The sequence below is a fragment of the Rhizobium sp. AC44/96 genome (assembly GCF_001692185.1).
Taxonomy (GTDB): Bacteria; Pseudomonadota; Alphaproteobacteria; order Rhizobiales; family Rhizobiaceae; genus Rhizobium.
Genome location: NZ_LXKO01000043.1, coordinates 123,512 through 144,853, shown reverse-complemented (window position 1 = coordinate 144,853; position 21,342 = coordinate 123,512). Strand labels below are relative to the sequence as shown.

Sequence of the window (21,342 nt, the reverse complement as noted above, 5' to 3'; positions counted from 1 at the left end):
CTTTCATCTTTAGGCGTCACGAGTGGCGATCAGATCTTTCCGGCGCGCTGCTGGATCATCATGAACGTGTCGAAGGTGTATTCGGACAGCTGCATCCAGAGATAAGCGTCGCGCTTGAACGCCGTCTGGTCCTCGTAGATCTTCTTGAAGTAGGGGTTGGAGGCCGAAATCTCGCCGTAAATCCCAAGTGACGCCTGGAAGCAGGCTTCCATGATCTCCTGGCTGAACGGACGCAGCGTCGCGCCCTCGGCAACCAGCTGCTTCAAGGCCGGTGGGTTCTTGAGGTCGTACTTTGCCAACATGTTGGTATTCGCAAAGGCGCAGGCATCGTTGAGGGCCGCCTGGTAGTGCTTCGGCAGGCTATTCCACTTTTCCAGGTTGAAGAAGGCGTGAACGGTCGGACCGCCCTCCCACCAACCCGGATAGTAGTAGTACTTCGCCACCTTGTGCAGACCGAGCTTCAGGTCGTCATACGGCCCGACGAATTCGGACGCGTCGATGGTGCCCTTTTCCAGCGCCGGATAGATGTCGCCGCCTGCGATTTGCTGCGGAATGACACCGACCTTGCTGATCACCTGGCCCGCAAGGCCGGCAATGCGCATCTTGACGCCCTTCAGGTCGTCGAGCGTGTTGATTTCCTTGCGGAACCAGCCACCCATCTGAGCGCCGGTGTTGCCGGCGGGCAGGCCGTAGATGCCCTGCGTGGCATAGAATTCGTTCATCAGCGTATTGCCGTTGCCCTGGTAGAACCAGGCATTGGTCAGGCGCCCGTTGAGACCGAACGGAATGGCCGTGCCGATCGCATAGGTCGGATCCTTGCCGACGAAATAATAGGAGCAGGTATGGGCGGCCTCGACGGTGCCCGCACTGACGGCATCCGCCGCCTGCAGGCCCGGAATAATCTCGCCGGCGGCGAAGGGCTGGATAGTGAAATTGCCATCGGTCGATGCGGCAATATGCTTGGCAATATCTTCGGCGCCGCCATAGATCGTGTCGAGACTCTTCGGGAACGAAGATGTCATGCGCCACGAGATCTTCGGGTTCTCCTGTGCGATCGCCGGGGCCGCAAGCGCAGTCGCAGCAACCGCGCCGGCGCCGGCGGTTCCTGCCTTCTTCATGAATGAACGACGATCCATCAAAAACCTCCCAATAGATGGTACTGCGCGGCGAACCCTCATCCCTACCCGCACAATGGTGTGGAGCTAAGCATGTGCACGCATGTGTTTCAAGCGGTGCACTATTAGTCTTTGGGATCACGACGCCAATGTGGCGGGCTGATCATTTCCATCGAAATCAGCAGGTTAGAAAATGATTCCGCGAGCGGGAGAGTGGCAGCTGCCGCAATTTTGCCCGCGATTGGATCGAAACGTTGACTTCGAAGGCTTTCTGGTTTCACACATTAGCCAAGCGCATCATTTTCCGGGGTAGACATGACGAAGCCTATCGTCGCCGTTCCAGCCGACATCCGCACCTTCGACGGCGCGAGCTGGCATGCCGTGCAACATCAGTATGTCCGCGCGGCGCTGAATGCCGCCGGCGTCATGGCCTTCATCATTCCAGCCTTCGAAGAGGGATATGACACCGATGCGATCCTCGATCGTGTCGATGGCGTCCTCGTTTCCGGCTCGGCCAGCAACGTTCACCCCTCCTTCTACGGAATGCCGGCCACCGAGGCCGACGGACCGTTCGACGTCGCCCGCGACATGACCACCCTGCCGCTCATCCGCCGGGCGATCGATCGTGCGATCCCGCTGCTGGCGATCTGCCGCGGCATCCAGGAACTCAATGTTGCGCTCGGTGGCTCGCTTGCCAGCGAGATTCAGGACCAGCCCGGCATCTGGGATCATCGCAAGCCGGCGGACGTCGATCGCGACGGCATGTATGCGATCCGCCAGAGCGTATTCGTCAAGGAAGGATCCTGCATCGCCCGCATCATCGGTCCTGGCGAGATCAAGGTGAACTCGCTGCATCGCCAGGCGATTGCAAACACCGCGCCGCGCCTGCAGGTGGAAGCCGTGGCCGAGGATGGCACGATCGAAGCCGTTTCCGTCATCGACGCCCCAGCCTTTGCGGTCGGCGTGCAATGGCACCCGGAATACTGGGCCGAAACCGACAAGCCCTCCAACCAGATCTTCTCCGCCTTTGGTGATGCGGTCAGAGATTACGCCACCGGCAAGCTGCCGATGGCACCGTCAAAGGCGATCGCCTGAACCCTCGCTAGCGGCGCTTCATCCATCGAAGGCTCACGACAACGGCGATGGCCAAAAGCGGCCAGACCGCCCAGAACACGCCGTGCCACGACAGAAGGTTGATGCAGACCAGGCCCGCTGCGACAACCCCCAGGCCCGCAAGGCGCGGGTCCAGCCAGCTCTGGCTTCGGCTCCAGTTCATCGCCGCAAGGAAGACAATGGCAAGGAGCGGCCACTCTGCCCAGAACACCCCCTGCCAGGTCAGGATGTTGATCACGACCAGCGCGATGGCGATCACCGCGAAGAAAGCGACAGGCTTGTGGCCCACGATCGCCGGTCGGCGAGCCTGCGCAACAGGCGCCATAGCAGGGCGGACGTCATCGGTCCTCGGTTGCTGTGGCGCATCCTCGCGCTCGCCGATCCGCACCGCATAGCTGGGCACGGCATCGGCCACGTTCTTCACCGCCAGCGGCCCCAGGAAATCGAAGCCGACAGCCACCTTGTTGCGCACCTGGTCGTAGACGGTATTGGAGATCACGATTCCGCCGGCCGGCGCCGACACCTGCAGCCGGGCCGCAATGTTCACGCCATCGCCATAGATGTCGTCGCCCTCGACGATCACGTCCCCAAGATTGATCCCGATCCGAAACAGCATCCGGCCGTCGGCGGGGCGTGCGGCGTTCAAGCCGGCCAATTCGTTCTGGACGTCCACCGCCGTCCGCACCGCTTCAACGACGCTCGGAAACTCGGCAATCAGCCCGTCGCCCCAGGTATTGATCACCCGCCCACCATGCACGCCGATCAGCCGCGACATCGCGTCCCGGTAACGCTTCAGCGTCGCAAGCGTCCCCTCCTCGTCCGCACCCATCAGGCGGGTGTAGTCCTGAACGTCGGCGGAAAAGATCGTCGTAAGCTTCCGCTGCGTCTCGCTCATGCGTCTCCACCCCTCCTCGGTTTCAGTCGGCGCATCTAGCGCAGCGACTTTTCCATGCGGAAGTTCTGCAACAGCTGGCCCCGCTTTTCAACGCTCTGAGCTGCCAGCACGACGAAGCCTTTCTTCTCGAAGAAGGGCCGTGCCGTCAGGCTCGCCTCGGTGAACAGACGTGCCAGTCCCTGATCGCGCGCTGCGGCCTCCACGGTCGCAAGCAGCAGCGAGGCCACGCCGATGCTCTGATACTCGGGATGAACGAACATCATGTCGAGATGCCCATCCGGCTCCAGGTCGCTAAAGCCGATAGGCACCGCATCGTGCTCGACAATCCATGTCGGTCGGCTTGCCCGCCGCCTAGCCCAGGCCTCCAGGTCTTCCATCTTGGCCCAGGCGTCCACCTGTGCCGGATCGTAGTCTTTTGACGCAACCTCGCGGATCGACCTCAGGAATATTTCCGCAGTCGCCTCGCTATCAGCCGGACGATAAGTCCTGATGGTCAGCATGCGCTTCTCCGGTCCTTATGGGCACTGATTCCGCAACATCCTAGCCAGACCCGCATTGCTGGCAACGCCTCGCGTGCAGGGATGGAACCGCAACTTTCCCGCAGCGTTTTCTGAAGCAGAGCGAGCACTACCAGCATCCCGCTGGCACTCCCGTTTTGGAGGTAATCATGAAAACGCTGATTCTCTCTATCGGTTTGCTGACCGCAACCGCGTTTTCGGCTGTCGCAGCAGAACCGGCCATGATGGTCGACACGAAGATGGGCAAGGTCATGGCCGACGCAAAGGGCATGACGCTTTACACCTTCGACAAAGATACTGCCGGCAAATCGAACTGCGACAAGGCCTGCCTGAAAAAATGGCCGGCGTTCCATGCCGCAGCAAAGTCCAAGGCTGAAGGCGAATGGACGCTGGTCAAGGCTGCCGACGGCAAGGAAATGTGGGCCTATGGCGGCAAGCCGCTTTACACATTCAGCGGCGACAAGAAGGGCGGCGACATGAACGGCGAAGGCATGGGCGGGGTTTGGCACGTCGCCAAATAACCGCCGGCAACGATAAGCGCGCGACGATCGCCCGATCGTCGCGCGCCTTCGATCGTCAGCCCTTCACGGGCGTTTCCGGAACCGGCGTCAACGCCTTGCCCTTCCCGAACCACTCGACGAGATTATCGACGACGAGATCAGCCATGGCATTGCGGGTCGGCACCGAGCCGGAAGCTAGGTGCGGGAGAAGCACGGCGTTCGGCAGGTTCAGCAGTGCCGCAGGTACATGCGGTTCGTCATAGAAGACATCGAGGCCCGCGGCTCCGAGCTTGCCGGAAGACAATGCCGAGGCGAGCGCCTCCTCATCAACCGTCCAGCCGCGCCCGACATTGACGAAGACGCCGTCCGGGCCGAGCGCTGAGAGCACTTCGGCATTCACCGTCTTGTGGGTCTGCGGCGTTTTCGGAACGATGGCGATCATCGTGTCGACGGCGTCCGCCAGTTCCTTCAATGTCGGATAGTAGTCATAGGGGGCATCGGCATGGCGCGACCGCGTGTGATAGCTGATCTTCACCTTGAACGGCGCAAGGCGATTGGCAATCTCCTGGCCGATGCGGCCGAGGCCATAAAGCCCGACATGGCGACCCTTCAGCGAGAAACGAGACAGGGGATAGTTCTGCCCCGGCTTCCAGTTGCCTTCGCGCAGCCAGTTCTCCGCACGGGGGAACTCGCGAACGGTGTTGAGCAGAAGCCCGATCGCCGTATCGGCCACTTCGTCGTTCAGCACGTCAGGCGTGTTCGTGACGATGATGCCTTTGGACGCCGCATGCTTTGCATCGACCCCATCATAGCCGACGCCGAAGCTCGAGATCAGCTCGACAATCGGCAGTGCATCGATGGATGCTGCGGCAAACGTTCCGGAAACCGCAACGCCGCGAATGCGCCCGGCGGTCGCTGCATCGAGCGACAAGGGATCGGCTTCGATGATATCGAAGGCTTCCTTCAGGTGCGCAAGAACGCGCTCGTGTATCTTCCCCGGGACGAGAACAGCGATGCGGGACATGGCATTTCCTCTGTGATTACAGGCGGGCCCGGTATGGGCTGGTGGATTGACGGATCCGCATCTCCGGCTTGATGAGATGGATACCATCGGGCTCGTGACTGCCGGCAAGGCGATCAAGTAGCGCGCGAGCGGCAAGCCGCCCAACCTCGGCCTGACCATTCCACACGGTCGTCAGCGCCGGCATCGAAATCGATGCCTCCTCGAGATCGTCATAGCCGGTTACTGAAATATCCTTGCCCGGCACCAAGCCGGCGCGAGCGATACCGTTCATCAGGCCGATCGCAACGAGATCGTTCCAGCAGACGGCAGCCGTAGGCTTTTGCGGCAGGGACAGGAAGTGCACGGCAGCCTCAAAGCCGCCCTGCATCGAGCGCGGGCCGGGAATGCGCAGCCCCGGATCGACATCGATGCCGGCCTTGCGCAGCGCGTTCACGTAACCCTGGTAGCGATCACGCCCGGTCGACGTCTGGTCGGTGCCGCCGATCATCGCGATCGAGCGATGGCCAAGGCCGATCAGATGATTGGTGGCAAGCGAGATGCCGTAGCTGTCGTCGCCGCGATAGGTCGGCAGATCTGACCCCTCCATCGAGCGGGCAACGAGGATAGCCGGCATGCCGTTATCTTCGGCAAGCTGCATGTCTTCGGGCGGCGTGCCGATGGCAGGCGACATGATGACACCGTCGCCGCCGAGCTGCAGCAGCGTTTCGATGAAGGTTCGCTGCTTTTCGACCGAGTCATAATGGTTGGAAAGGATGAACGTGTGCCGGCTCCGGTCGAGCTCGCTTTCGATCGCCTTGAGAATTTCACCGTAAAACGGGTTCATGATGTCGTGCACGACGACGCCGATAATCCCCGATCGCGAGGTGCGAAGGCTGGCGGCGCGACGGTTGTAGATATAGCCGAGCGCCCGGGCCTGTTCCTTGATCTTGTCGCGCGTGGCGCCGGCGACCAGCGGACTGTCGCGTAAGGCAAGAGATACGGTTGCGGTGGAAATGCCGAGCGTTTCGGCGATGGTCGAAAGCTTGATCTTCTGAGCCACGTGTCCTCCCCAGGCAACGCGCGGGTTTCTCTGCACCCGGCCGATCGGAAAGACGGGAGCTCTTAAAATGTTTAATTAAAAGATTAAATCCGAGGGCGCAATTTGTAATTTCATGAAACTGTCAAATTTCCTCGGGCTCTTCGAGAGGTATGGCTTCCGCCTGAAGATTGCCGTCGATTGCCTTCAGAAGCCGAACGAGGTTGCGGATCTCCTTTTCGGAGAACTCCTGCGTGGCCAGCCTGTCGCAGGCGGACGACGCCATTTCGATCGCCGCGACGCTGCTGCGCCCGAGTTCCGTGAGATAGACCTTGGTCAGGCGTGCGTCGTCGGCATCGGCCTTGCGCTCGAGAAAGCCCTGCGCCTCCATGCGCCCGATGGTGCGGGTCATCGTTGGCGCCTTCACGCCGAGCTTGTGCGCCAGAGCGCCAGCCGTCATGCCGTCGGCTTCAGCAAGCGAGAGGATGACGCCGTCCTGCCCGGCGTATAGCCCGCTATCCAGCAGGTTTCGGGAGAGCACGGTGCGCATCGATCGGGCGGCCTGCGTCAAAGCCGGCGAAAGATCGACCACCGTATATTCGGTTTGATCCTTCTTCTTGGACTTTTGCTTCTTGCCGTCCTTGTGCTTCTTGCCCATCGCCATCCCTTTGATCTTTAAGCATTGAGAGCGCTGCGTTATGACATTGCGCATGATCTCGTCATAAACAAGAGGCATTAGCCGGATGATTGCGCCTTCACACGACTTCGAAGACAACGATCCGACCCTGTTGCCCGCCGAACGGAGCAGGTGGATCGTTGTCCTGCCGCTCGGCGCCCACGAGCAGCACGGCCCCCACCTGCCTTTCGACACCGACACGCTGATCGCCAGCGGCATCGTTGCCCGGCTCAAATCCGCCCTGCCCGAGCAGCTGCCGGTAACGTTCCTGCGCACCGAATCGGTCGGCTATTCAATCGAGCATATGGATGTGACAGGCACGCAAACCCTCGGCTACGCCGAGGCCGTCGAGCGCTGGCTTGGCATTGCGGAACGGCTCGCGGCTCAAGGGATCCGCAAATTCGTGATGCTCAATGCCCATGGTGGCAATTCGCCGCTGATGACGATCGTCGCGACCGAAGCGCGCGTGCGCTTCAACATGCTCGCCGTCGCCACCAGCTGGACCCGCTTCGGCCTGCCGCCGGGGACCATATCGCTCGAGGAAAAGGCGGTCGACATCCACGGCGGCGACATCGAAACCTCGGTCATGCTGGCATTGAACCCCGACAAGGTGGACATGGGCAAGGCCGCCAACTTCCCCTCGCGGCAAAGCGACTTCACCAAACGCTTCAAACACCTGCGCGCCTATGGCCCGCATGCCTTCGGCTGGAAGATGTCGGATCTCAACCGACAGGGCGTCGCCGGCAACGCGGCTCTGGCGACAGCGGAAAAGGGCGAAGCGCTGATCGCGCATGCGGTAACGGGGTTGGTGGAACTGCTGCAGGATGTCGATGCATTCGACCTGTCACAGCTGGCGTAGCCGTTTCGCTTACGCAATGTGATCTTATAACATACGAAACCCTTTGAACTGCCCGTCGCAACTCCTTATATGAGACCGACGAATTTTTATGCCCGGGTCCTCCGGTCCTTGGGCAAGCCCCCACTCTCGAGGTTCTCATGACCGACGCAATCCCCACTCAGCAGAAGCCTATCCCTGTCACCGTTCTCACCGGCTACCTTGGCGCCGGCAAGACGACCTTGCTGAACCGCATCCTGACGGAGAGCCACGGCAAGAAATACGCCGTCATCGTCAACGAGTTCGGCGAGATCGGCATCGACAACGATCTCATCGTCGAATCCGACGAAGAGATCTATGAAATGAACAACGGCTGCGTCTGCTGCACCGTGCGCGGCGATCTGATCCGCGTCGTCGAAGGCCTGATGCGCCGCCCGGGCCGGTTCGACGGCATCATCGTTGAAACGACGGGGCTTGCCGATCCGGTGCCTGTCGCGCAGACCTTCTTCATGGACGACGACGTCCGCGCCAAGACGGAACTCGACGCCGTCGTTGCTCTCGTCGACGCCAAGCACCTGCCGCTGCGCCTGAAGGACAGCCGCGAAGCCGAGGACCAGATCGCTTTTGCCGACGTCGTCCTGATCAACAAGACGGACCTCGTGACGCCGGAAGAACTGGCGCAGATCGAAGACATCGTCCACGCCATCAACCCCTCGGCCCGCGTCTACAAGACCAGCCGCTCTGGCGTCGATCTCGCCCGAGTGCTCGATCAGGGTGCCTTCAACCTGGAGCGCGCGCTGGAAAACGATCCGCACTTCCTCGACCATGACCACGACGATCATGTCTGCGGCCCGGATTGCGATCACGATCACCATCATCACCATGGTCATGACCACGACCATGATCACGAGCATCACCACCACCATGATCACGATCATGACCACCATCATCATGGCGCCATGTCGCCGATCCATGACGTGACGGTGCAGTCGGTCTCGCTGCGCGGCGGTGAAATGAACCCGGACCGCTTCTTCCCGTGGATCCAGAAGGTCACGCAGACGCAGGGTCCGAACATTCTACGCCTGAAGGGCATCATCGCCTTCAAGGGCGACGCCGAACGCTACGTCGTTCAGGGCGTTCACATGATCATCGAAGGCGATCACCAGCGCGCCTGGAAGGATGGCGAGAAGCGCGAGACCCGTCTCGTCTTCATCGGCCGCGAACTCGACCGCGAAAAGCTGGAGGCCTCCTTCAAGGCGTGCGAGGCCGCCGCCTGATGCCAACAGTTGCCCCATTCGATATCGACGGCCATATTCTGGCCGTCGAATTTTTAGGTGATATCCCCTTCTTCGCGAATGCCAGCGGCAGCTTTCACCGGCTGGACGGCGGCGAGAAGCTGTCCGAAGCCCATCAGGGCATGATCAGCTGCATTCGCGACCCCTATAGCGAAAGCCTGATCTCGGGCGGTGAAGACGGCAAGGTCCTGCGGATCGCAGCCGACGGCTCCGTGACCGAACTTGCCCACGCGCCGCGCAAGTGGATTTCCCAGCTGGCCGCCGGGCCGCAGGGTGCAATTGCCTATGCTTATGGCAAGAGTTCGTTCGTCCGGCTGGCCGACGGCACGACGAAGGAATTCACCGAAGAGCGCACGGTTGAAGGCCTTGCCTTTGCGCCGAAAGGCATGCGCATCGCCGCGGCACGTTATAACGGCGTCTCGCTGCATTGGGTCGCCACCGAAGCAAAGCCCGTCGATCTCGAGTGGAAGGGCGCCCATACCGGCGTGACCTTCTCCCCCGACGGCAACTTCCTCGTCACCACGATGCAGGAAAATGCGTTGCACGGCTGGAAACTCGACATCAAGCCGGGCAGCGAAGCTCGACACATGCGCATGACCGGCTATCCCGCCAAGGTGAAGTCTCTCTCCTGGTCCGCCAAAGGCAAGTGGCTCGCGTCATCGGGCGCGCCGGCTGCGATCGTCTGGCCGTTCCAGGGCAAGGACGGACCGATGGGCAAGGCGCCGCTGGAACTCGGTACCCGCGCCAACATCATGGCGACCGCCGTGAAGTTCCATCCGGTCGAGGACATCCTCGCGATCGGCTTCATCGACGGCATGATCCTCGCCGTGCGTCTCAACGACAGCAAGGAAGCCCTGCTCCGCCGCCCCGGCAAGGGCGCCATCACCTCGATGAGCTGGAGCAAGAACGGCAAGCTGCTTGCGTTCGCCTCCGAAGCGGGCGACTGCGGCGTCGTCGATATCGCCGCTTAGAATAGACCGGGCGAGATGGGATCAACCGACATCATCTCGCTCGAGGCTCGCCACATGGGAGAGGCGGCAGCGCTGCGGCGGGTCGCACTTTGGGCAAGGCTGCCTTGGCTGCCCGATGTTCATACCCCTGAAGAGGATGAGCATTACTGGCGCACCCATCTCCTCCCCGGATACACCCTCCTCGGCGCAACCGTCGAACATCGCCTTGTCGGCGTGATCGCCCATGGCCGAGGCTGGGTGGAACAGCTGTACGTCCTTCCCGCATTTCAGGACCGGGGCATAGGCTCCCTGCTCCTTGGCGAGGCCAAGGGAGCTATGGACGATATCCAGCTCTGGACGTTCAGCAAGAATGCCGGGGCGCGCAGTTTCTACGAACGCCACGGCTTTGTAGCCGAGCGAGAAACGGATGGCGACAACGAGGAGCGCGAACCCGACATCCTCTATCGCTGGCGCAGGCCTTCGGCCTAATCATGGACTTTCGAGTGACGCGCCGATGGCCGGTATGGCTCAGGCCGCGTGCTCTTGGGCGACAAAGGCCTCGACCCGGTTCCGGCCCTGCCGCTTGGAGAAATAGAGCGCCTCGTCCGCCTCTCTCAAAAGCTGCTCGAAGTCGATCGTCGGCTGCGCGCTTGTCGCCACGCCGATGCTGAGTGTAGGCGATACCGCGAGCTCCGGCACACGCGAAACGGCGACACTGAATGCCGACCGGATGATTTCGGCGGTCGCAACCGCCCCCTCGGCGGAGACATCCTTGAGCACGGCCAGAAACTCATCCCCGCCCTGGCGCGACAGCAGATCGACAGGGCGAAGCACGTTGCGCACAACGCCCGCGAAAAGCTTGAGGACATCATCGCCGACAACATGCCCATGCAGGTCATTCAGCTGCTTGAAGTGATCGATATCGATCGCCAGCACCGCGACCGGCAGCGACGTCTGGAGTGGAAGGCGCTGCGCGAGGCCACAGCGGTTCAGCGCTCCGGTCAACGGATCGTGATGCGCCAGTTCCATCAGCTCGTTCGTGCTGCGCTCCGCCGCCATCAGCACGACCACCATGCTGCGCAGCGCGATGAAGACGACGGCCGTCGTTGCCATCCAGCTGTGAACGGGACTGCTGCCGAAAACATCAGGGCCGCCGATCACACCGGTCGCCGCAAGCAGGCTGCGGATGAAGAACATGACTGCCGTTGGGACGTAGAGCCAGGCAAAGAGCCAGGCCGCGAACGACTTTTCGCGACGATAGATGCCAATGGTCTCGCGCAGGATCGCCAGATCGCAGAGGCAGCAGACGACCGAAACGTAGAAGATCCGCGCCGACACCGCCGTCGGATCGATCGTGAAGATCAGGACGGGCAGACTGATGCAGGCGAGCACTAGCCCGCACCGGCGCCCATCGACCGACCGCCCGGCAAAAATGCGAACGGCAAAGAACATCAGGAGATAGCCGGCGATCGTCGCGACGTTGCCGACATCGAGCGAGAAGAAGGAGGGAACGAAGCCCCGCAGAGACACGAGAACCGTGCCCATCCCGACGAGGAGATTGCTGGCGCCCCACCATGCGGGCCAACGCCCAAAACGCCCGGTGTTATAGGCGGCGAGGTGAGCGCAGCCCAACACCAGGCATGTCATGGCAGAAACCACATAGATCGTTCTGAGATCCAGAAGCATCGCAAACCCCGAGGTAAGACGGCTCGCGTTATACACGCGGACATTTGCGATTTGATTGGAGCGACATCTAAGATTTTAACGGTCGATGTGCACCACTGTCTGACCCAAAGCCGATATCAGTGGTGAATGCAGTTCCGCTTCAGCTCGCTTCGCTTCTGCGCTTTGGTGAACTTGGCGATCATACCGGCTGGGCAACGCTTGTCGTCGTAGAGCACGGATTGTCCCGGCGACATGTTGGCCAATGTCGGCTGCGTTGTCACGACCTGCGTCGCGCCAGCGGCGGCCGTATCGAGTGCTGACGTCAGCAATGCGGCTGAAGCGAGAATGATGATTGCACGCACCATTAGAACACCTCCAGAAATTTATCGCTTGCTAATATACAATCCTACAGAACATGCCTATGCGCAAGCGGCGCGAGTACAATCGCGACTTGAAATGATCGCCGACGACCCGGCTCATTCTCGGCAGCACTGATCACCGCGCGAAGAGCCTCCGCGACGGTGTGTTTAGGGGGAGAATAGGCAGGCAGCTGGGCGTTGATTGTGTGGTGTCAGGCATTGCCGCCTGCCCGATCGCTTGTGGTTTCCGGTCTCCTCAGAGCGGCAGGAGCGTCTCCCGTTCCGGCTGTTCCGGACGAATCATCTGCCCTGACGGCATCCGACCCACCATTTTGCGACCGTCATCGAGCGCCGGAATATGAACGGAGGCAGACCGGTTCATGAACCCGGCTCCCTGCTCGATGACCAGACGATCATAGAGGCGCGCTTGTCGGGCGAGTATGATTCCTGCCGAAAATTTCAGCTACTTGATTGAAATAATTGCAATTTATTCGAACAAACCATGAATTCCTTCCCCGCCAGAGGCAAACTCAGGTGTTGCTAAAATATCGTTAAAATTTACCGTCACAGATTTTTGTTCATCTGCCGTTCAGAAAACTCTTGGGAAAGCCGCTTTTTGAGCCCACATTGAACTCCTGAGAATAGGAGTGCATGAATGATTCTAAAGGCCACTGCCGCAGCGACTATATTCGCGGTTTATGCTTTCACGATGTTTTTCATCGCCGCTATACCTGAAAATGTCGTTCAGACTGCCGGAACCCAACTGACGGACGCAAGCGTCGTAAAATGAACGGGTACCCCTCGGGGTAGGCAGGTAAAGTTTAAGGGATAATCGTCCGCCGGCTCTTCCGGCGCCCCTGAGTTCTGATTTTCTAAAACCAGAAAACGAAAAAGCCCCTCCCCATCAGGGGAGAGGCTCTACCGATCACGCCGCCCTGCGGACCGGTGCGCTTGTCAGCATCCGTCCCGTTGGGACGATCATGCCGGCTGCGCCGTCAAGCCAGCCTTCGGTGAGCTCCAGCGCCAGGAAGCGCGAGCGTTCGAAGGGACCTGGCATGACGAGATGTTGAGCCTTCTCGGCAAAGAAGCCAAAACGCTCGTAGTAAGGCGCATCGCCGACGAGCAGGATCGCGCCGTGCCCACGGTTCTTCGCCTCCAGAATGGCGGCGCGCATCAGCGCCGAACCAACACCCTTGCCTTCGAAGCTGGAATCGACCGCCAGCGGCCCGAGCAGCAGCGCGTTGATGGCGGTTGCGTCAGCATTGACGCCGGCTTCGACATTCCACAGGCGCACGGTGCCGACGACGTGACCGTCGCGATCACGCGCAACCAGCGCCAGGCCTTCCGCCGGCACGCGGCCGCGGCGGATCTTTTCCGACGACTTCTTGCGGCGGTTCGGACCCATGGCGCGATCGAGCAAGGTTTCGCGAGCCACGACGTCGCCGGCGTTTTCGGCGTCGATGGTGAAGGCAGTAGGCGCAAAGAATGCGCGGACAGAATCAAGAACAGCGGCCATCGTGGCCTCCCGAACTCAAAACCGTTTCAAACGGTATCGTCAGATCATTGTGAGGGTGCCGCCCCGGCTGGCTACGGGGCCGGCGGTATCAGATGATGTAGGCCTTCAGCGGCTCGAAGCCGTTGAACGCGACCGCCGAGTAGGTGGTCGTGTAGGCGCCGGTGCCTTCGATCAGGATCTCGTCGCCGATCGAGAGAGTGAGCGGCAGCGGGTAGAGATTCTTTTCATAAAGCACGTCGGCCGAGTCGCAGGTCGGGCCGGCGATGACGCAGGGCTCCATTTCGTCGCCGTCGCGCTCGGTGCGGATCGGGTAACGAATGGCTTCGTCCATCGTTTCGGCCAGACCGCCGAACTTGCCGATGTCGAGGAAAACCCAGCGAGCGGCATCGTTGTCGGACTTCTTCGAGATCAGCACGACTTCCGTCTTGATGACGCCGGCGTTGCCGACCATGCCGCGGCCCGGCTCGATGATCGTCTTCGGCAGGTTGTTGCCGAAGTGGTCACGAAGGCTCTGGTAGATCGCACGACCGTAAGCTTCAGCCGACGGAACGTCGCGCAGGTACTTGGTCGGGAAGCCGCCGCCCATGTTGACCATCTGCAGGTGGATACCCTGCTTGGCCAGCTGAACGAAGACGCGCTTGGCATCGGCAAGAGCCGAATCCCAGGCATCGACCTTGGTCATCTGCGAACCGACGTGGAACGACACACCGTAGGATTCGAGGCCCAGCTGATGCGCGTAGACGAGAACGTCGACGGCCATCTGCGGCACGCAGCCGAACTTGCGGCTGAGCGGCCATTCAGCGCCTTCGCCATCGGTCAGAACGCGGCAGAACACGCGGGCGCCGGGAGCGGCACGCGAGATCTTCTCGACTTCCTCGTGGCTGTCGACCGCAAAGAGGCTGACGCCGAGCGCATGCGCGCGGGCAACGTCGCGTTCCTTCTTGATCGTGTTGCCGTAGGAGATACGGGCAGCAGTCGCACCGGCGTTGAGCGCCATTTCGATTTCGGCGACGGACGCGCAATCGAAGTTGGAGCCCATGTCGGCGAGCAGCTTCAGGACTTCTGGAGCCGGGTTTGCCTTGACGGCATAGTAGATGGCGCTATCAGGCATGGCGTGACGGAAAGCGGAGAAGTTATCACGCACGACGTCGAGGTCGACCACGAGGCAGGGACCGTCGGGACGTCGGGTTGCGAGAAAGTCGCGGATGCGCTGGGTGGTCATATCGATTCCCTCTTCCAATTCCAGAGCTCCGGCAAAAACCGGAGGACAAAGGGCAATCAATCGCTCGCATAGGAACCAGCCGGTGGAGACCCCGGAACCTTAGCAAGCGCTTGATAGCGCGAATGATGAATCAACGCCGCGAAAGCGACATGGATCCGGCTTTGTCTGCCATGGATTGGAGGGAGATTCCCAACCGCACTTCCGGCAATGAAGGTGTGCCTCTTCAGTAACCCCCGCTGATGGAAAGCAGGGAGAGAACAAAAAGGCCCGCACCGTCGTTGCTTCAGGCGTCCTCGCATTTTCCGGTTGGCCGGAATAGCGACTGGAGGGGTTAATTCCAGGTACCTTACCGATTTCCTCACCAATTCGAGGGTTCGGCGGACACCCATGGGCACGTGCGACTTTGGGCTGATCCGGAAATAAGAATATTCGCAGTCATAATCAAGAATTATTTTGACCCACACTCAAAAAAATAAATTGAACAAACAGGCGCAATTTGTTCAATATTCCTTAACAACGGAGGACAGTCATGGACACCCTGACCCGCATACGCGCTTTCATCGATGTCGTTGAAGCGGAAGGCTTTTCTGCAGCTGCTCGGCGCACCGGACGTTCAAAGGCCCTGCTGTCCAAATATGTGAGGGAACTGGAAGACGAGCTGGGCGCCCTGCTCCTCAATCGCACCACCCGCCAGTTCTCGATGACGGAGGCCGGCCACACCTATTATCGCACCGCTTCCGACATCCTGAAGGAGATCGACAACCTCGCCGATCTCGTGCGTGAGAACAACGCGCAGCTCAAGGGCCGGTTGAAAGTCTCGGTGCCGCGCACCTTCGTGGACGCCGATGTCGGCCAGTCGCTGATCGACTTCGCCAAGGAGAACCCCGATCTTGCGCTGGAGATCGCCGCGGACGACCGTTTCGTCGACCTCATCGAGGAAGGCTTCGACGTCGCCATCCGCGTCACCAAGCTCGAGGACTCGGGCATGATCGCCCGCAAGATTTCCGATTTCCGCGTCCATCTTTGCGCCACGCCCGAATTCGTCGAGCGCCATCCCGATCTCGCCCACCCGTCGGACCTGTCCAACGTTCCCTTCATCATCGACACCAACTCCCGTAGCCAGGGTAGCATTCGCTTCTACAATCCCGACAGCACCTCGTTTGCCGTGGCCGTCACCGGCCCGATGGAGGTCAACAGCCCGCATGCCACGCTGCGCGCCGCCCTTGCTGGCATCGGCGTCGCGCTGATCCCCGATTTCATTGCACGCAAACCGATCGAGAACGGCGAACTCGTGACATTGTTCAACGATTATATTCCGACCGATCGCGGCATCTATGCCGTCTATCCGCATCGCCGCTACCTGCCGGCGAAGGTACGTATCTTCGTCGATTATCTTCACAATTGGTTCAAGAAGCATCCATGACCGGCGACCACGGGGAGCGGTCCCAATTCCGTCCCATTTTCTCGCAAGGAATCAAGGTGAACAACGGGATCGCGCGGTAACCGAACGCATGAAAAAATTGATACTTCTGGCGGCGTCGATGCTGTCGCTGCTACCTGCCGCCGCGTTTGCGCACCCGCACGTCTTTGTCGAAGCGCGATTGGAAGTCGTGGCTGGTGATGATGGAACCGTCTCCGAACTGCGCAACGTCTGGCGCTTCGATGAGGTCTTCTCCTCCTCTGTCGTCATGGATTTCGACAAGAACACCGACCTGAAGCTCGATCCCAACGAGCTTGCCGAAGTCGGAAAAACCGTGCGCGATTCCTTGGCCGATTACGATTACTACATGAACCTCACGATGGACGGAAAGAACATCAAGGTTCAGAAGCCCGACATCATTCATGTCGACTACAAGCAGGGCCAGCTGCTGATGTTCTTCGCCGTCAAGCCGGCCGAGACCATGCCGCTGAAGGGGCGGTTGACCTTCGGCGTCTACGATCCGACGCTCTACACATCGATCGACTTCCCGACGGACAACGAGCTCGTGCTCGTCGGCGATGCCCTGAAAAGCTGTAAGCATCAGGTGGTGCGGCCGGATGCCGACCAGGTGATTTCGGAGAACAAGCAGTCTCTCACCGACGCGTTCTTCAATGATCCGACGGGCACAAACATGTCCAAGCTCTTTGCCACGCGCCTGGACGTGACATGCTAGTGCGCGCGCTGAAGCCGATTGTCCTCGGCGCCGCCATCGCGGTTGTCGCGGGACTGGCTGCCGCCCACGCGCAATCGCCGCTAGGAATCGGCACCTCCGAGCCGAGCTTCCAGCCGATCGGCGGACCGCTTGCGCCGCTTCTTCATTTCATCAACACGCAGCAGCAGGCCTTCTATCGCGCCCTGACAGGCTCACTCAGCGCGATGCGCGAGAACCCCTGGCACCTTTGGACGCTGATCGGGCTTTCCTTTGCCTATGGCGTGTTCCATGCCGCCGGCCCCGGCCACGGCAAGGCCGTCATCTCCTCCTATATGATCGCCAATGAGATCGAGCTGAAGCGCGGCGTGGCGATCTCCTTCGTATCCGCTTTCGCTCAGGGAGTCGTCGCGATCGCCTTGGTCGGCTGCGCCTGGGTGGCCTTGCGCGGCACCGGCATCACCTTGACGGCCGCGACACAGGCGATGGAGATCGCAAGCTTCGTGCTGGTCATCCTGTTCGGCGGCTGGCTGCTGCTGCGCAAGCTCTACGCGCTGGCGTCGGACATGCAGCGGCGAAACGCTGTTGCCGCAACGCCAGCGGGACCGGTGAGCATGATGCTCGACTGGCAGGACAATCCCGCGGGCAAGGACGGCGGCAACTATGCCTTCGGCGATACGCAGGCGCGCGCGGCCGGACACAAGTTCATTTCCGGAATGGCCTGCGAAACCTGCGGCCAGTCGCACATGCCCGATCCGGCCAGCCTCTCGGCGGAGAAATTCAGCGTGCGCGAAGCCTGGTCAGCGATTATCGCCGTTGGCCTGCGCCCCTGCTCCGGCGCCCTGCTGGTGCTGACCTTCTCGATGCTGAACGGGCTTTATCTCGGCGGCACCCTCTCGGTCTTCGCCATGTCCTTCGGAACGGCGATCACTGTCTCGATCCTCGCAACCCTGGCCGTCACGGCCAAGGGAACCGCCATGCGCCTTGCCGGCCGCGGCTCTGCGGCCTCGGTATGGATCGGCAACGCCATCGAGATCCTCGGCGCGCTGCTGGTGATTGTCATGGGAGCGTTGCTGCTCGGCGCGTCGCTGCAGGGATAAGCCCGAGGCCTTATCGGCCCTTGCTGCGCTGATAACGCGCCCTGAGCCAGAACACGACGAAGAACGCCAGGACCAGACAAATGCCTACGGCGGTCGCAAGGTAGGGCGAATAGTTCCCTAGCCACAGAACGACGGTCGGCATGAAATAGATGACGAGACCCGCGGCGACGAGAATGATCGCAGCGGCGATAGCCGACGATCGGCTCTCGGGTTTCGGGTCGGTCATGCCATTCACTCCTCCAGATGAGGAGATAGGGCTTAGGCCAGCCGCCCGGGAAAGGCAACCGGCCGTCGCATCAGGTCACAGCCTGACTTTGGCAGACGAGACCGTGGCGTCGATATGGTCGACAAGTGCATCGGGAAGACCAAGCCGCCCGGCAAGCAGGTCGAGATAGCCGCGCTCCGCGCGTGAATCCGGATCGATCGTCAGTCGCGAAGCCGTGTAGAGCTCCACGCGCTGTTCCTCGGTCACGGCGGCCGCGATAAGCGCGTCGAGATCCGTCGGCTGCGACAGCTCGCCTTCGATGAACTGCGCCGCCTCACCGCTGACATCCGCTGCCTTGATCTTGTCGAGGATCAAGGCCCGCTCGCCGTCATCGATATGGCCATCGGCCTTGGCCGCCGCGATCATCGCACGGATCAGCACCAGTACGAACTCGTTGCTCTGCGCCGGTGACGCCGCTCCAAACCCGGATTCCTGGGGTGGTGGTAGAAGCGCAGGCTGTGTGGATGGAGAGTCGGGAGGCGTGGCGGGCGACTGGCCAGCCTGATAGTTCTTGTAAGCCTGATAGCCAAGACCGGCGATGGCGGCGAGCCCGCCGATCGTCACGGCGTTGCCGGCAATATTACGGCCTGTCTTCGTGCCGAGAAGCACGGTCGCGAGCGCGCCGGCCTTCCACGGATTATCCTTGGCCATCTGGATCGCATCGCCTGCTCTGTCGCGGACGCTGCCGCCGACACCCGGCACCTGCGAACCCAGAAACTGCTCAAGAAGCTTCTTCGCGTCGAACATCCGTCGTCATCTCCCTGTTGTGGCTTCTGGGGAGATAGGAGTGAGGACAAGCGAATGCAAATGATGGAGAGTAAAAGGAGGGCTTGAAGAAGCCCCTTCTGGCCTGCCGGCCATCTTCCCCACAAGGGGGAAGATAACATTTGGCGCAGGCGGCGCCCGGATGAGCCCCTCCCCCTTGTGGGGAGGGGGTGGGGAGGGGTCTTACACCCGCCCCGCTTAGCCCTTGAGCGCTGCAGCCTCGGCAGCGAGCTTGGTGATGCCAGCCCAATCGCCGGCCGTGATCAATTCCTTCGGCGCGACCCAGGATCCGCCGACGCAAATGACGTTCGATAGCGACAGGTAGTCCTTGGCGTTCTTCAGCGAGATGCCGCCCGTCGGGCAAAACAGCGTGCCAGCGAGCGGCGAAGAAAACGCCTTCAGCATGGCAGCGCCCCCGGCCTGCTCGGCCGGGAAGAACTTCAGCACCTGATAGCCTTCCTCGCGCAGCGCCATGACTTCGCTGGCCGTCGCAGCGCCCGGCAGGAGCGGGACGGAGGAACCACGCGCGGCATCGAGCAGTTCCTGCGTCGTTCCGGGGCTGACGATGAACTTGGAGCCTGCGGCAACGGCCGCTTCCCAATGGGCGGCATTGAGGATCGTGCCGGCGCCGACCTCGGCACCTTCGACTTCGTCCGCGACGGCGCGAACCGCCTCGAGCGCTGCCGGCGTGCGCATGGTGATCTCGATCGCCTTCAGACCGCCGGCAACGAGTGCCCGCGCCAGCGATACAGCCGACTTGACGTCGTCGACGATCAGGACCGGAACGACAGGCTGAAGTTTCAGGATGGAAAGGAGCTTTTCTGTCTTCTCGCCCATGGCCGATATTTCCTTTGAATCGATTGAATTCCGAGTTGGAAATAGCGCCAAGGGTACACTTTGTCGAGACCGAAGCCATGTTTGGAATCGAATGGGTATCAACGCCTTCTAAATTGCGCTACGGTGCCAAGATCGTCACAAAAGGTTTACTGTCATGGCGAAAGAGATCGAACGGAAGTTCCTGGTACGCAACGATAGTTGGCGTGCAGGCGTTCAGACGCAAGCCAACCTGAGGCAGGGTTACATTGCATCGATGGACGATCGTTCCGTTCGCGTTCGGCTCCTCAATGGCGAGAAGGCCAGGCTGACGATCAAGATCGGCCGCAGCACCATGACACGGGAGGAATTCGAGTACGACATACCTGTCGCTGACGCCGAGCAGCTTCTCGATGATGCGATCGGCATCGTTATTGAGAAGACACGCTATCGCGTTCCGCACGAGGGTTTTGTCTGGGAAGTCGACGTCTTCTCCGGTCAACATCGTGGCCTGGTGATCGCCGAAGTCGAAATGAAGTCGGAAAGCGATCGGCCGAGTCTCCCGGCATGGCTGGGGCGCGAGGTCACCGGCGACTTCCGCTATTCGAACCAGGCGCTCGCCACCGAATTCGAGCATGACAGGCATGCCCTATCGCATTCGGCCTGACCGCGAATTCACCGCAGAATTTCGCAAAGCGGCCAAGGGGCAACTGCATCACGCAATCACCACCATCAAGGAAAAGCCTGACGGGCCGCATGAAGCGATTCATGATGTCCGCAAGAACCTGAAGCGCGTCCGTTCGCTCTACCGACTGGTCTCCAGGGAAATCCCGAAATTTCAGGAGCGCGAAAACGCTCGCCTGCGCGATATCGCGAAAACCATCTCGGCCGTCCGCGACGCCGCGGCCTTGGTTGAAACGGCAACCTACTTGAAGTCGTCTGCGCACGATGACGAGGAGGCCGAGGCACTTTGCCGCATCATAGCGATCCTCGAAGAGCGGCGCGACCGCATGATCGACGCCGAAGGCGGAATGGACGAGCAGTGCGCGCACGTGATCGCGGCCCTTGAAGCAGCGGAAGCCGCAGTTGACGATGTGACCTTCCCCCATGGTCGCCGGAAGGCCGCCAGGCTGATTTCGAAAGGCTGGCGCAACACGTTGAGCAAGGCCCAGAACGCCATGCACGCTTGCCAGAAGCGCTGCTGCACGGAAGCCTTCCATACGCTGCGCAAGCGCGCGCAGGACTACCGTGCTTACCATCTCCTGCTCGCACTGGTTTGGCCGTCGGCGATGGCTGCAAAGTACGACGCGATCAGCGACCTCGTCGATGTGCTGGGCCGGGTTCATGACCTCGATGTGCTGTGCGATCTGGTGGAGCAGGAGCCGCGTCTGTTCGAGAACTCCGACGATCTGGCCTGGCTGCTGGCCGCAATCATCTTCCGCCAGCAGGTGGACCGACATACCGCGCTCGATCTGGCCGCGGATGTCTTGGCCGACCCGCCTCGCGAGGAAGCCCGCAGGATCAAGACGCTCTGGCTCGCGCTTAGCAAGCCTTGATGGCTCTCGGCTGAGA

At 61.0% G+C, this 21,342-nt stretch carries 25 protein-coding genes; 11 read left to right on the top strand and 14 right to left on the bottom strand.

Features of this window, described 5'->3' with window-relative positions:
* Positions 1 to 29: 29 nt before the first annotated feature.
* On the bottom strand, positions 30 to 1,136 hold the full coding sequence (locus A6U87_RS28750; RefSeq protein WP_065694736.1) for a TRAP transporter substrate-binding protein: 1,107 nt from the start codon (positions 1,134 to 1,136) through the stop codon (positions 30 to 32).
* Positions 1,137 to 1,430: 294 nt separating this feature from the next.
* Here A6U87_RS28750 and A6U87_RS28745 point away from each other — a divergent pair, with 294 nt between their 5' ends.
* Positions 1,431 to 2,210: a gamma-glutamyl-gamma-aminobutyrate hydrolase family protein gene (locus A6U87_RS28745; protein ID WP_065694735.1), complete on the top strand. Its 780-nt coding sequence runs from the start codon at positions 1,431 to 1,433 to the stop codon at positions 2,208 to 2,210.
* 7 nt (positions 2,211 to 2,217) lie between these two features.
* Here the strand turns inward: A6U87_RS28745 and A6U87_RS28740 are convergent, their stop codons facing one another.
* Complete coding sequence (locus tag A6U87_RS28740; RefSeq protein WP_065694734.1) at positions 2,218 to 3,123, bottom strand: adenylate/guanylate cyclase domain-containing protein; 906 nt, start codon at positions 3,121 to 3,123, stop codon at positions 2,218 to 2,220.
* Positions 3,124 to 3,158: 35 nt separating this feature from the next.
* Positions 3,159 to 3,623 (bottom strand): GNAT family N-acetyltransferase, encoded by a 465-nt coding sequence (locus A6U87_RS28735; RefSeq protein WP_065694733.1) that lies wholly within the window; start codon positions 3,621 to 3,623, stop codon positions 3,159 to 3,161.
* Positions 3,624 to 3,790: 167 nt separating this feature from the next.
* Between A6U87_RS28735 and A6U87_RS28730 the strand changes: the two genes are divergently transcribed.
* A complete protein-coding gene (locus tag A6U87_RS28730; RefSeq protein WP_065694732.1) occupies positions 3,791 to 4,162 on the top strand; it encodes a hypothetical protein in 372 nt (123 codons plus the stop codon).
* A gap of 55 nt (positions 4,163 to 4,217) precedes the next feature.
* On the opposite strand, the gene A6U87_RS28725 is transcribed toward A6U87_RS28730, so the two are convergent.
* The 3 genes from A6U87_RS28725 to A6U87_RS28715 form a co-directional block, all read right to left on the bottom strand.
* Complete coding sequence (locus A6U87_RS28725) at positions 4,218 to 5,165, bottom strand: 2-hydroxyacid dehydrogenase (protein ID WP_065694731.1); 948 nt, start codon at positions 5,163 to 5,165, stop codon at positions 4,218 to 4,220.
* Between the two features lie 16 nt (positions 5,166 to 5,181).
* Positions 5,182 to 6,204 (bottom strand): LacI family DNA-binding transcriptional regulator, encoded by a 1,023-nt coding sequence (locus A6U87_RS28720; RefSeq protein ID WP_065694730.1) that lies wholly within the window; start codon positions 6,202 to 6,204, stop codon positions 5,182 to 5,184.
* A gap of 121 nt (positions 6,205 to 6,325) precedes the next feature.
* The gene (locus A6U87_RS28715) at positions 6,326 to 6,916 is read right to left on the bottom strand and encodes a MarR family winged helix-turn-helix transcriptional regulator (protein ID WP_065694729.1); all 591 of its coding nucleotides are present in this window, start codon (positions 6,914 to 6,916) and stop codon (positions 6,326 to 6,328) included.
* A 7-nt stretch (positions 6,917 to 6,923) separates the two neighbouring features.
* Here A6U87_RS28715 and A6U87_RS28710 point away from each other — a divergent pair, with 7 nt between their 5' ends.
* From A6U87_RS28710 to A6U87_RS28695, 4 genes are all read left to right on the top strand, one after another.
* Positions 6,924 to 7,715 carry a creatininase family protein gene (locus A6U87_RS28710; RefSeq protein ID WP_065694728.1) on the top strand — a complete coding sequence of 264 codons (792 nt, stop codon included), beginning with the start codon at positions 6,924 to 6,926 and terminating at the stop codon, positions 7,713 to 7,715.
* Between the two features lie 137 nt (positions 7,716 to 7,852).
* Positions 7,853 to 8,968, top strand: coding sequence for a GTP-binding protein (locus A6U87_RS28705; protein ID WP_065694727.1), 1,116 nt, complete (start codon positions 7,853 to 7,855; stop codon positions 8,966 to 8,968).
* Entirely contained in the window at positions 8,968 to 9,957 is a 990-nt protein-coding gene (locus tag A6U87_RS28700; protein WP_065694804.1) for a WD40 repeat domain-containing protein, read from the top strand. Before A6U87_RS28705 ends, A6U87_RS28700 begins: the two co-directional genes overlap by 1 nt.
* A gap of 15 nt (positions 9,958 to 9,972) precedes the next feature.
* On the top strand, positions 9,973 to 10,425 hold the full coding sequence (locus A6U87_RS28695; protein ID WP_065694726.1) for a GNAT family N-acetyltransferase: 453 nt from the start codon (positions 9,973 to 9,975) through the stop codon (positions 10,423 to 10,425).
* 39 nt (positions 10,426 to 10,464) lie between these two features.
* On the opposite strand, the gene A6U87_RS28690 is transcribed toward A6U87_RS28695, so the two are convergent.
* From A6U87_RS28690 to odc2, 5 genes are all read right to left on the bottom strand, one after another.
* Positions 10,465 to 11,622, bottom strand: a complete 1,158-nt coding sequence (locus tag A6U87_RS28690) for a GGDEF domain-containing protein (protein ID WP_065694725.1) — start codon at positions 11,620 to 11,622, stop codon at positions 10,465 to 10,467.
* A 116-nt stretch (positions 11,623 to 11,738) separates the two neighbouring features.
* Positions 11,739 to 11,966 (bottom strand): DUF6719 family protein, encoded by a 228-nt coding sequence (locus A6U87_RS28685; RefSeq protein ID WP_065694724.1) that lies wholly within the window; start codon positions 11,964 to 11,966, stop codon positions 11,739 to 11,741.
* A gap of 250 nt (positions 11,967 to 12,216) precedes the next feature.
* Entirely contained in the window at positions 12,217 to 12,342 is a 126-nt protein-coding gene (locus A6U87_RS30615) for a hypothetical protein (protein WP_275078425.1), read from the bottom strand.
* A gap of 543 nt (positions 12,343 to 12,885) precedes the next feature.
* On the bottom strand, positions 12,886 to 13,476 hold the full coding sequence (locus tag A6U87_RS28680) for a GNAT family N-acetyltransferase (RefSeq protein ID WP_065694723.1): 591 nt from the start codon (positions 13,474 to 13,476) through the stop codon (positions 12,886 to 12,888).
* A gap of 88 nt (positions 13,477 to 13,564) precedes the next feature.
* A complete protein-coding gene (gene odc2 / locus A6U87_RS28675; RefSeq protein WP_065694722.1) occupies positions 13,565 to 14,698 on the bottom strand; it encodes an ornithine/lysine decarboxylase in 1,134 nt (377 codons plus the stop codon).
* A gap of 529 nt (positions 14,699 to 15,227) precedes the next feature.
* Between odc2 and A6U87_RS28670 the strand changes: the two genes are divergently transcribed.
* The 3 genes from A6U87_RS28670 (at position 15,228) to A6U87_RS28660 (ending at position 17,927) form a co-directional block, all read left to right on the top strand.
* Positions 15,228 to 16,121 carry a LysR family transcriptional regulator gene (locus A6U87_RS28670; protein ID WP_065694721.1) on the top strand — a complete coding sequence of 298 codons (894 nt, stop codon included), beginning with the start codon at positions 15,228 to 15,230 and terminating at the stop codon, positions 16,119 to 16,121.
* An 88-nt stretch (positions 16,122 to 16,209) separates the two neighbouring features.
* Positions 16,210 to 16,851 carry a DUF1007 family protein gene (locus tag A6U87_RS28665; RefSeq protein ID WP_065694720.1) on the top strand — a complete coding sequence of 214 codons (642 nt, stop codon included), beginning with the start codon at positions 16,210 to 16,212 and terminating at the stop codon, positions 16,849 to 16,851.
* The gene (locus tag A6U87_RS28660; RefSeq protein WP_065694719.1) at positions 16,845 to 17,927 is read left to right on the top strand and encodes a nickel/cobalt transporter; all 1,083 of its coding nucleotides are present in this window, start codon (positions 16,845 to 16,847) and stop codon (positions 17,925 to 17,927) included. The genes A6U87_RS28665 and A6U87_RS28660 overlap by 7 nt, the downstream gene beginning before the upstream one ends.
* Before the next feature lie 10 nt (positions 17,928 to 17,937).
* Here A6U87_RS28660 and A6U87_RS28655 read toward each other — a convergent pair whose 3' ends face one another.
* The 3 genes from A6U87_RS28655 to A6U87_RS28645 all read right to left on the bottom strand — a co-directional run bounded on the left by A6U87_RS28655 (position 17,938) and on the right by A6U87_RS28645 (position 19,794).
* Complete coding sequence (locus A6U87_RS28655; RefSeq protein WP_065694718.1) at positions 17,938 to 18,153, bottom strand: hypothetical protein; 216 nt, start codon at positions 18,151 to 18,153, stop codon at positions 17,938 to 17,940.
* Positions 18,154 to 18,228: 75 nt separating this feature from the next.
* Positions 18,229 to 18,939 (bottom strand): tellurite resistance TerB family protein, encoded by a 711-nt coding sequence (locus A6U87_RS28650; protein ID WP_065694717.1) that lies wholly within the window; start codon positions 18,937 to 18,939, stop codon positions 18,229 to 18,231.
* Positions 18,940 to 19,155: 216 nt separating this feature from the next.
* Positions 19,156 to 19,794: a 2-dehydro-3-deoxy-phosphogluconate aldolase gene (locus A6U87_RS28645; RefSeq protein WP_065694716.1), complete on the bottom strand. Its 639-nt coding sequence runs from the start codon at positions 19,792 to 19,794 to the stop codon at positions 19,156 to 19,158.
* A gap of 154 nt (positions 19,795 to 19,948) precedes the next feature.
* Here A6U87_RS28645 and A6U87_RS28640 point away from each other — a divergent pair, with 154 nt between their 5' ends.
* Together A6U87_RS28640 and A6U87_RS28635 are read left to right on the top strand one after the other, a co-directional pair.
* Complete coding sequence (locus tag A6U87_RS28640) at positions 19,949 to 20,437, top strand: CYTH domain-containing protein (RefSeq protein ID WP_065694715.1); 489 nt, start codon at positions 19,949 to 19,951, stop codon at positions 20,435 to 20,437.
* Positions 20,415 to 21,326, top strand: a complete 912-nt coding sequence (locus tag A6U87_RS28635; RefSeq protein ID WP_065694714.1) for a CHAD domain-containing protein — start codon at positions 20,415 to 20,417, stop codon at positions 21,324 to 21,326. Before A6U87_RS28640 ends, A6U87_RS28635 begins: the two co-directional genes overlap by 23 nt.
* Positions 21,327 to 21,342: the final 16 nt, after the last annotated feature.

Coding starts and splice junctions, on each gene's coding strand:
- A6U87_RS28750 (WP_065694736.1), bottom strand. CDS start 1,136: ATGGATCGTCGTTCATTCATGAAGAAGGCAGGAACCGCCGGCGCCGGC.
- A6U87_RS28745 (WP_065694735.1), top strand. CDS start 1,431: ATGACGAAGCCTATCGTCGCCGTTCCAGCCGACATCCGCACCTTCGAC.
- A6U87_RS28740 (WP_065694734.1), bottom strand. CDS start 3,123: ATGAGCGAGACGCAGCGGAAGCTTACGACGATCTTTTCCGCCGACGTT.
- A6U87_RS28735 (WP_065694733.1), bottom strand. CDS start 3,623: ATGCTGACCATCAGGACTTATCGTCCGGCTGATAGCGAGGCGACTGCG.
- A6U87_RS28730 (WP_065694732.1), top strand. CDS start 3,791: ATGAAAACGCTGATTCTCTCTATCGGTTTGCTGACCGCAACCGCGTTT.
- A6U87_RS28725 (WP_065694731.1), bottom strand. CDS start 5,165: ATGTCCCGCATCGCTGTTCTCGTCCCGGGGAAGATACACGAGCGCGTT.
- A6U87_RS28715 (WP_065694729.1), bottom strand. CDS start 6,916: ATGCCTCTTGTTTATGACGAGATCATGCGCAATGTCATAACGCAGCGC.
- A6U87_RS28710 (WP_065694728.1), top strand. CDS start 6,924: ATGATTGCGCCTTCACACGACTTCGAAGACAACGATCCGACCCTGTTG.
- A6U87_RS28705 (WP_065694727.1), top strand. CDS start 7,853: ATGACCGACGCAATCCCCACTCAGCAGAAGCCTATCCCTGTCACCGTT.
- A6U87_RS28700 (WP_065694804.1), top strand. CDS start 8,968: ATGCCAACAGTTGCCCCATTCGATATCGACGGCCATATTCTGGCCGTC.
- A6U87_RS28695 (WP_065694726.1), top strand. CDS start 9,973: ATGGGATCAACCGACATCATCTCGCTCGAGGCTCGCCACATGGGAGAG.
- A6U87_RS28690 (WP_065694725.1), bottom strand. CDS start 11,622: ATGCTTCTGGATCTCAGAACGATCTATGTGGTTTCTGCCATGACATGC.
- A6U87_RS28685 (WP_065694724.1), bottom strand. CDS start 11,966: ATGGTGCGTGCAATCATCATTCTCGCTTCAGCCGCATTGCTGACGTCA.
- A6U87_RS30615 (WP_275078425.1), bottom strand. CDS start 12,342: ATGAACCGGTCTGCCTCCGTTCATATTCCGGCGCTCGATGACGGTCGC.
- A6U87_RS28680 (WP_065694723.1), bottom strand. CDS start 13,476: ATGGCCGCTGTTCTTGATTCTGTCCGCGCATTCTTTGCGCCTACTGCC.
- odc2 (WP_065694722.1), bottom strand. CDS start 14,698: ATGACCACCCAGCGCATCCGCGACTTTCTCGCAACCCGACGTCCCGAC.
- A6U87_RS28670 (WP_065694721.1), top strand. CDS start 15,228: ATGGACACCCTGACCCGCATACGCGCTTTCATCGATGTCGTTGAAGCG.
- A6U87_RS28665 (WP_065694720.1), top strand. CDS start 16,210: ATGAAAAAATTGATACTTCTGGCGGCGTCGATGCTGTCGCTGCTACCT.
- A6U87_RS28660 (WP_065694719.1), top strand. CDS start 16,845: ATGCTAGTGCGCGCGCTGAAGCCGATTGTCCTCGGCGCCGCCATCGCG.
- A6U87_RS28655 (WP_065694718.1), bottom strand. CDS start 18,153: ATGACCGACCCGAAACCCGAGAGCCGATCGTCGGCTATCGCCGCTGCG.
- A6U87_RS28650 (WP_065694717.1), bottom strand. CDS start 18,939: ATGTTCGACGCGAAGAAGCTTCTTGAGCAGTTTCTGGGTTCGCAGGTG.
- A6U87_RS28645 (WP_065694716.1), bottom strand. CDS start 19,794: ATGGGCGAGAAGACAGAAAAGCTCCTTTCCATCCTGAAACTTCAGCCT.
- A6U87_RS28640 (WP_065694715.1), top strand. CDS start 19,949: ATGGCGAAAGAGATCGAACGGAAGTTCCTGGTACGCAACGATAGTTGG.
- A6U87_RS28635 (WP_065694714.1), top strand. CDS start 20,415: ATGCCCTATCGCATTCGGCCTGACCGCGAATTCACCGCAGAATTTCGC.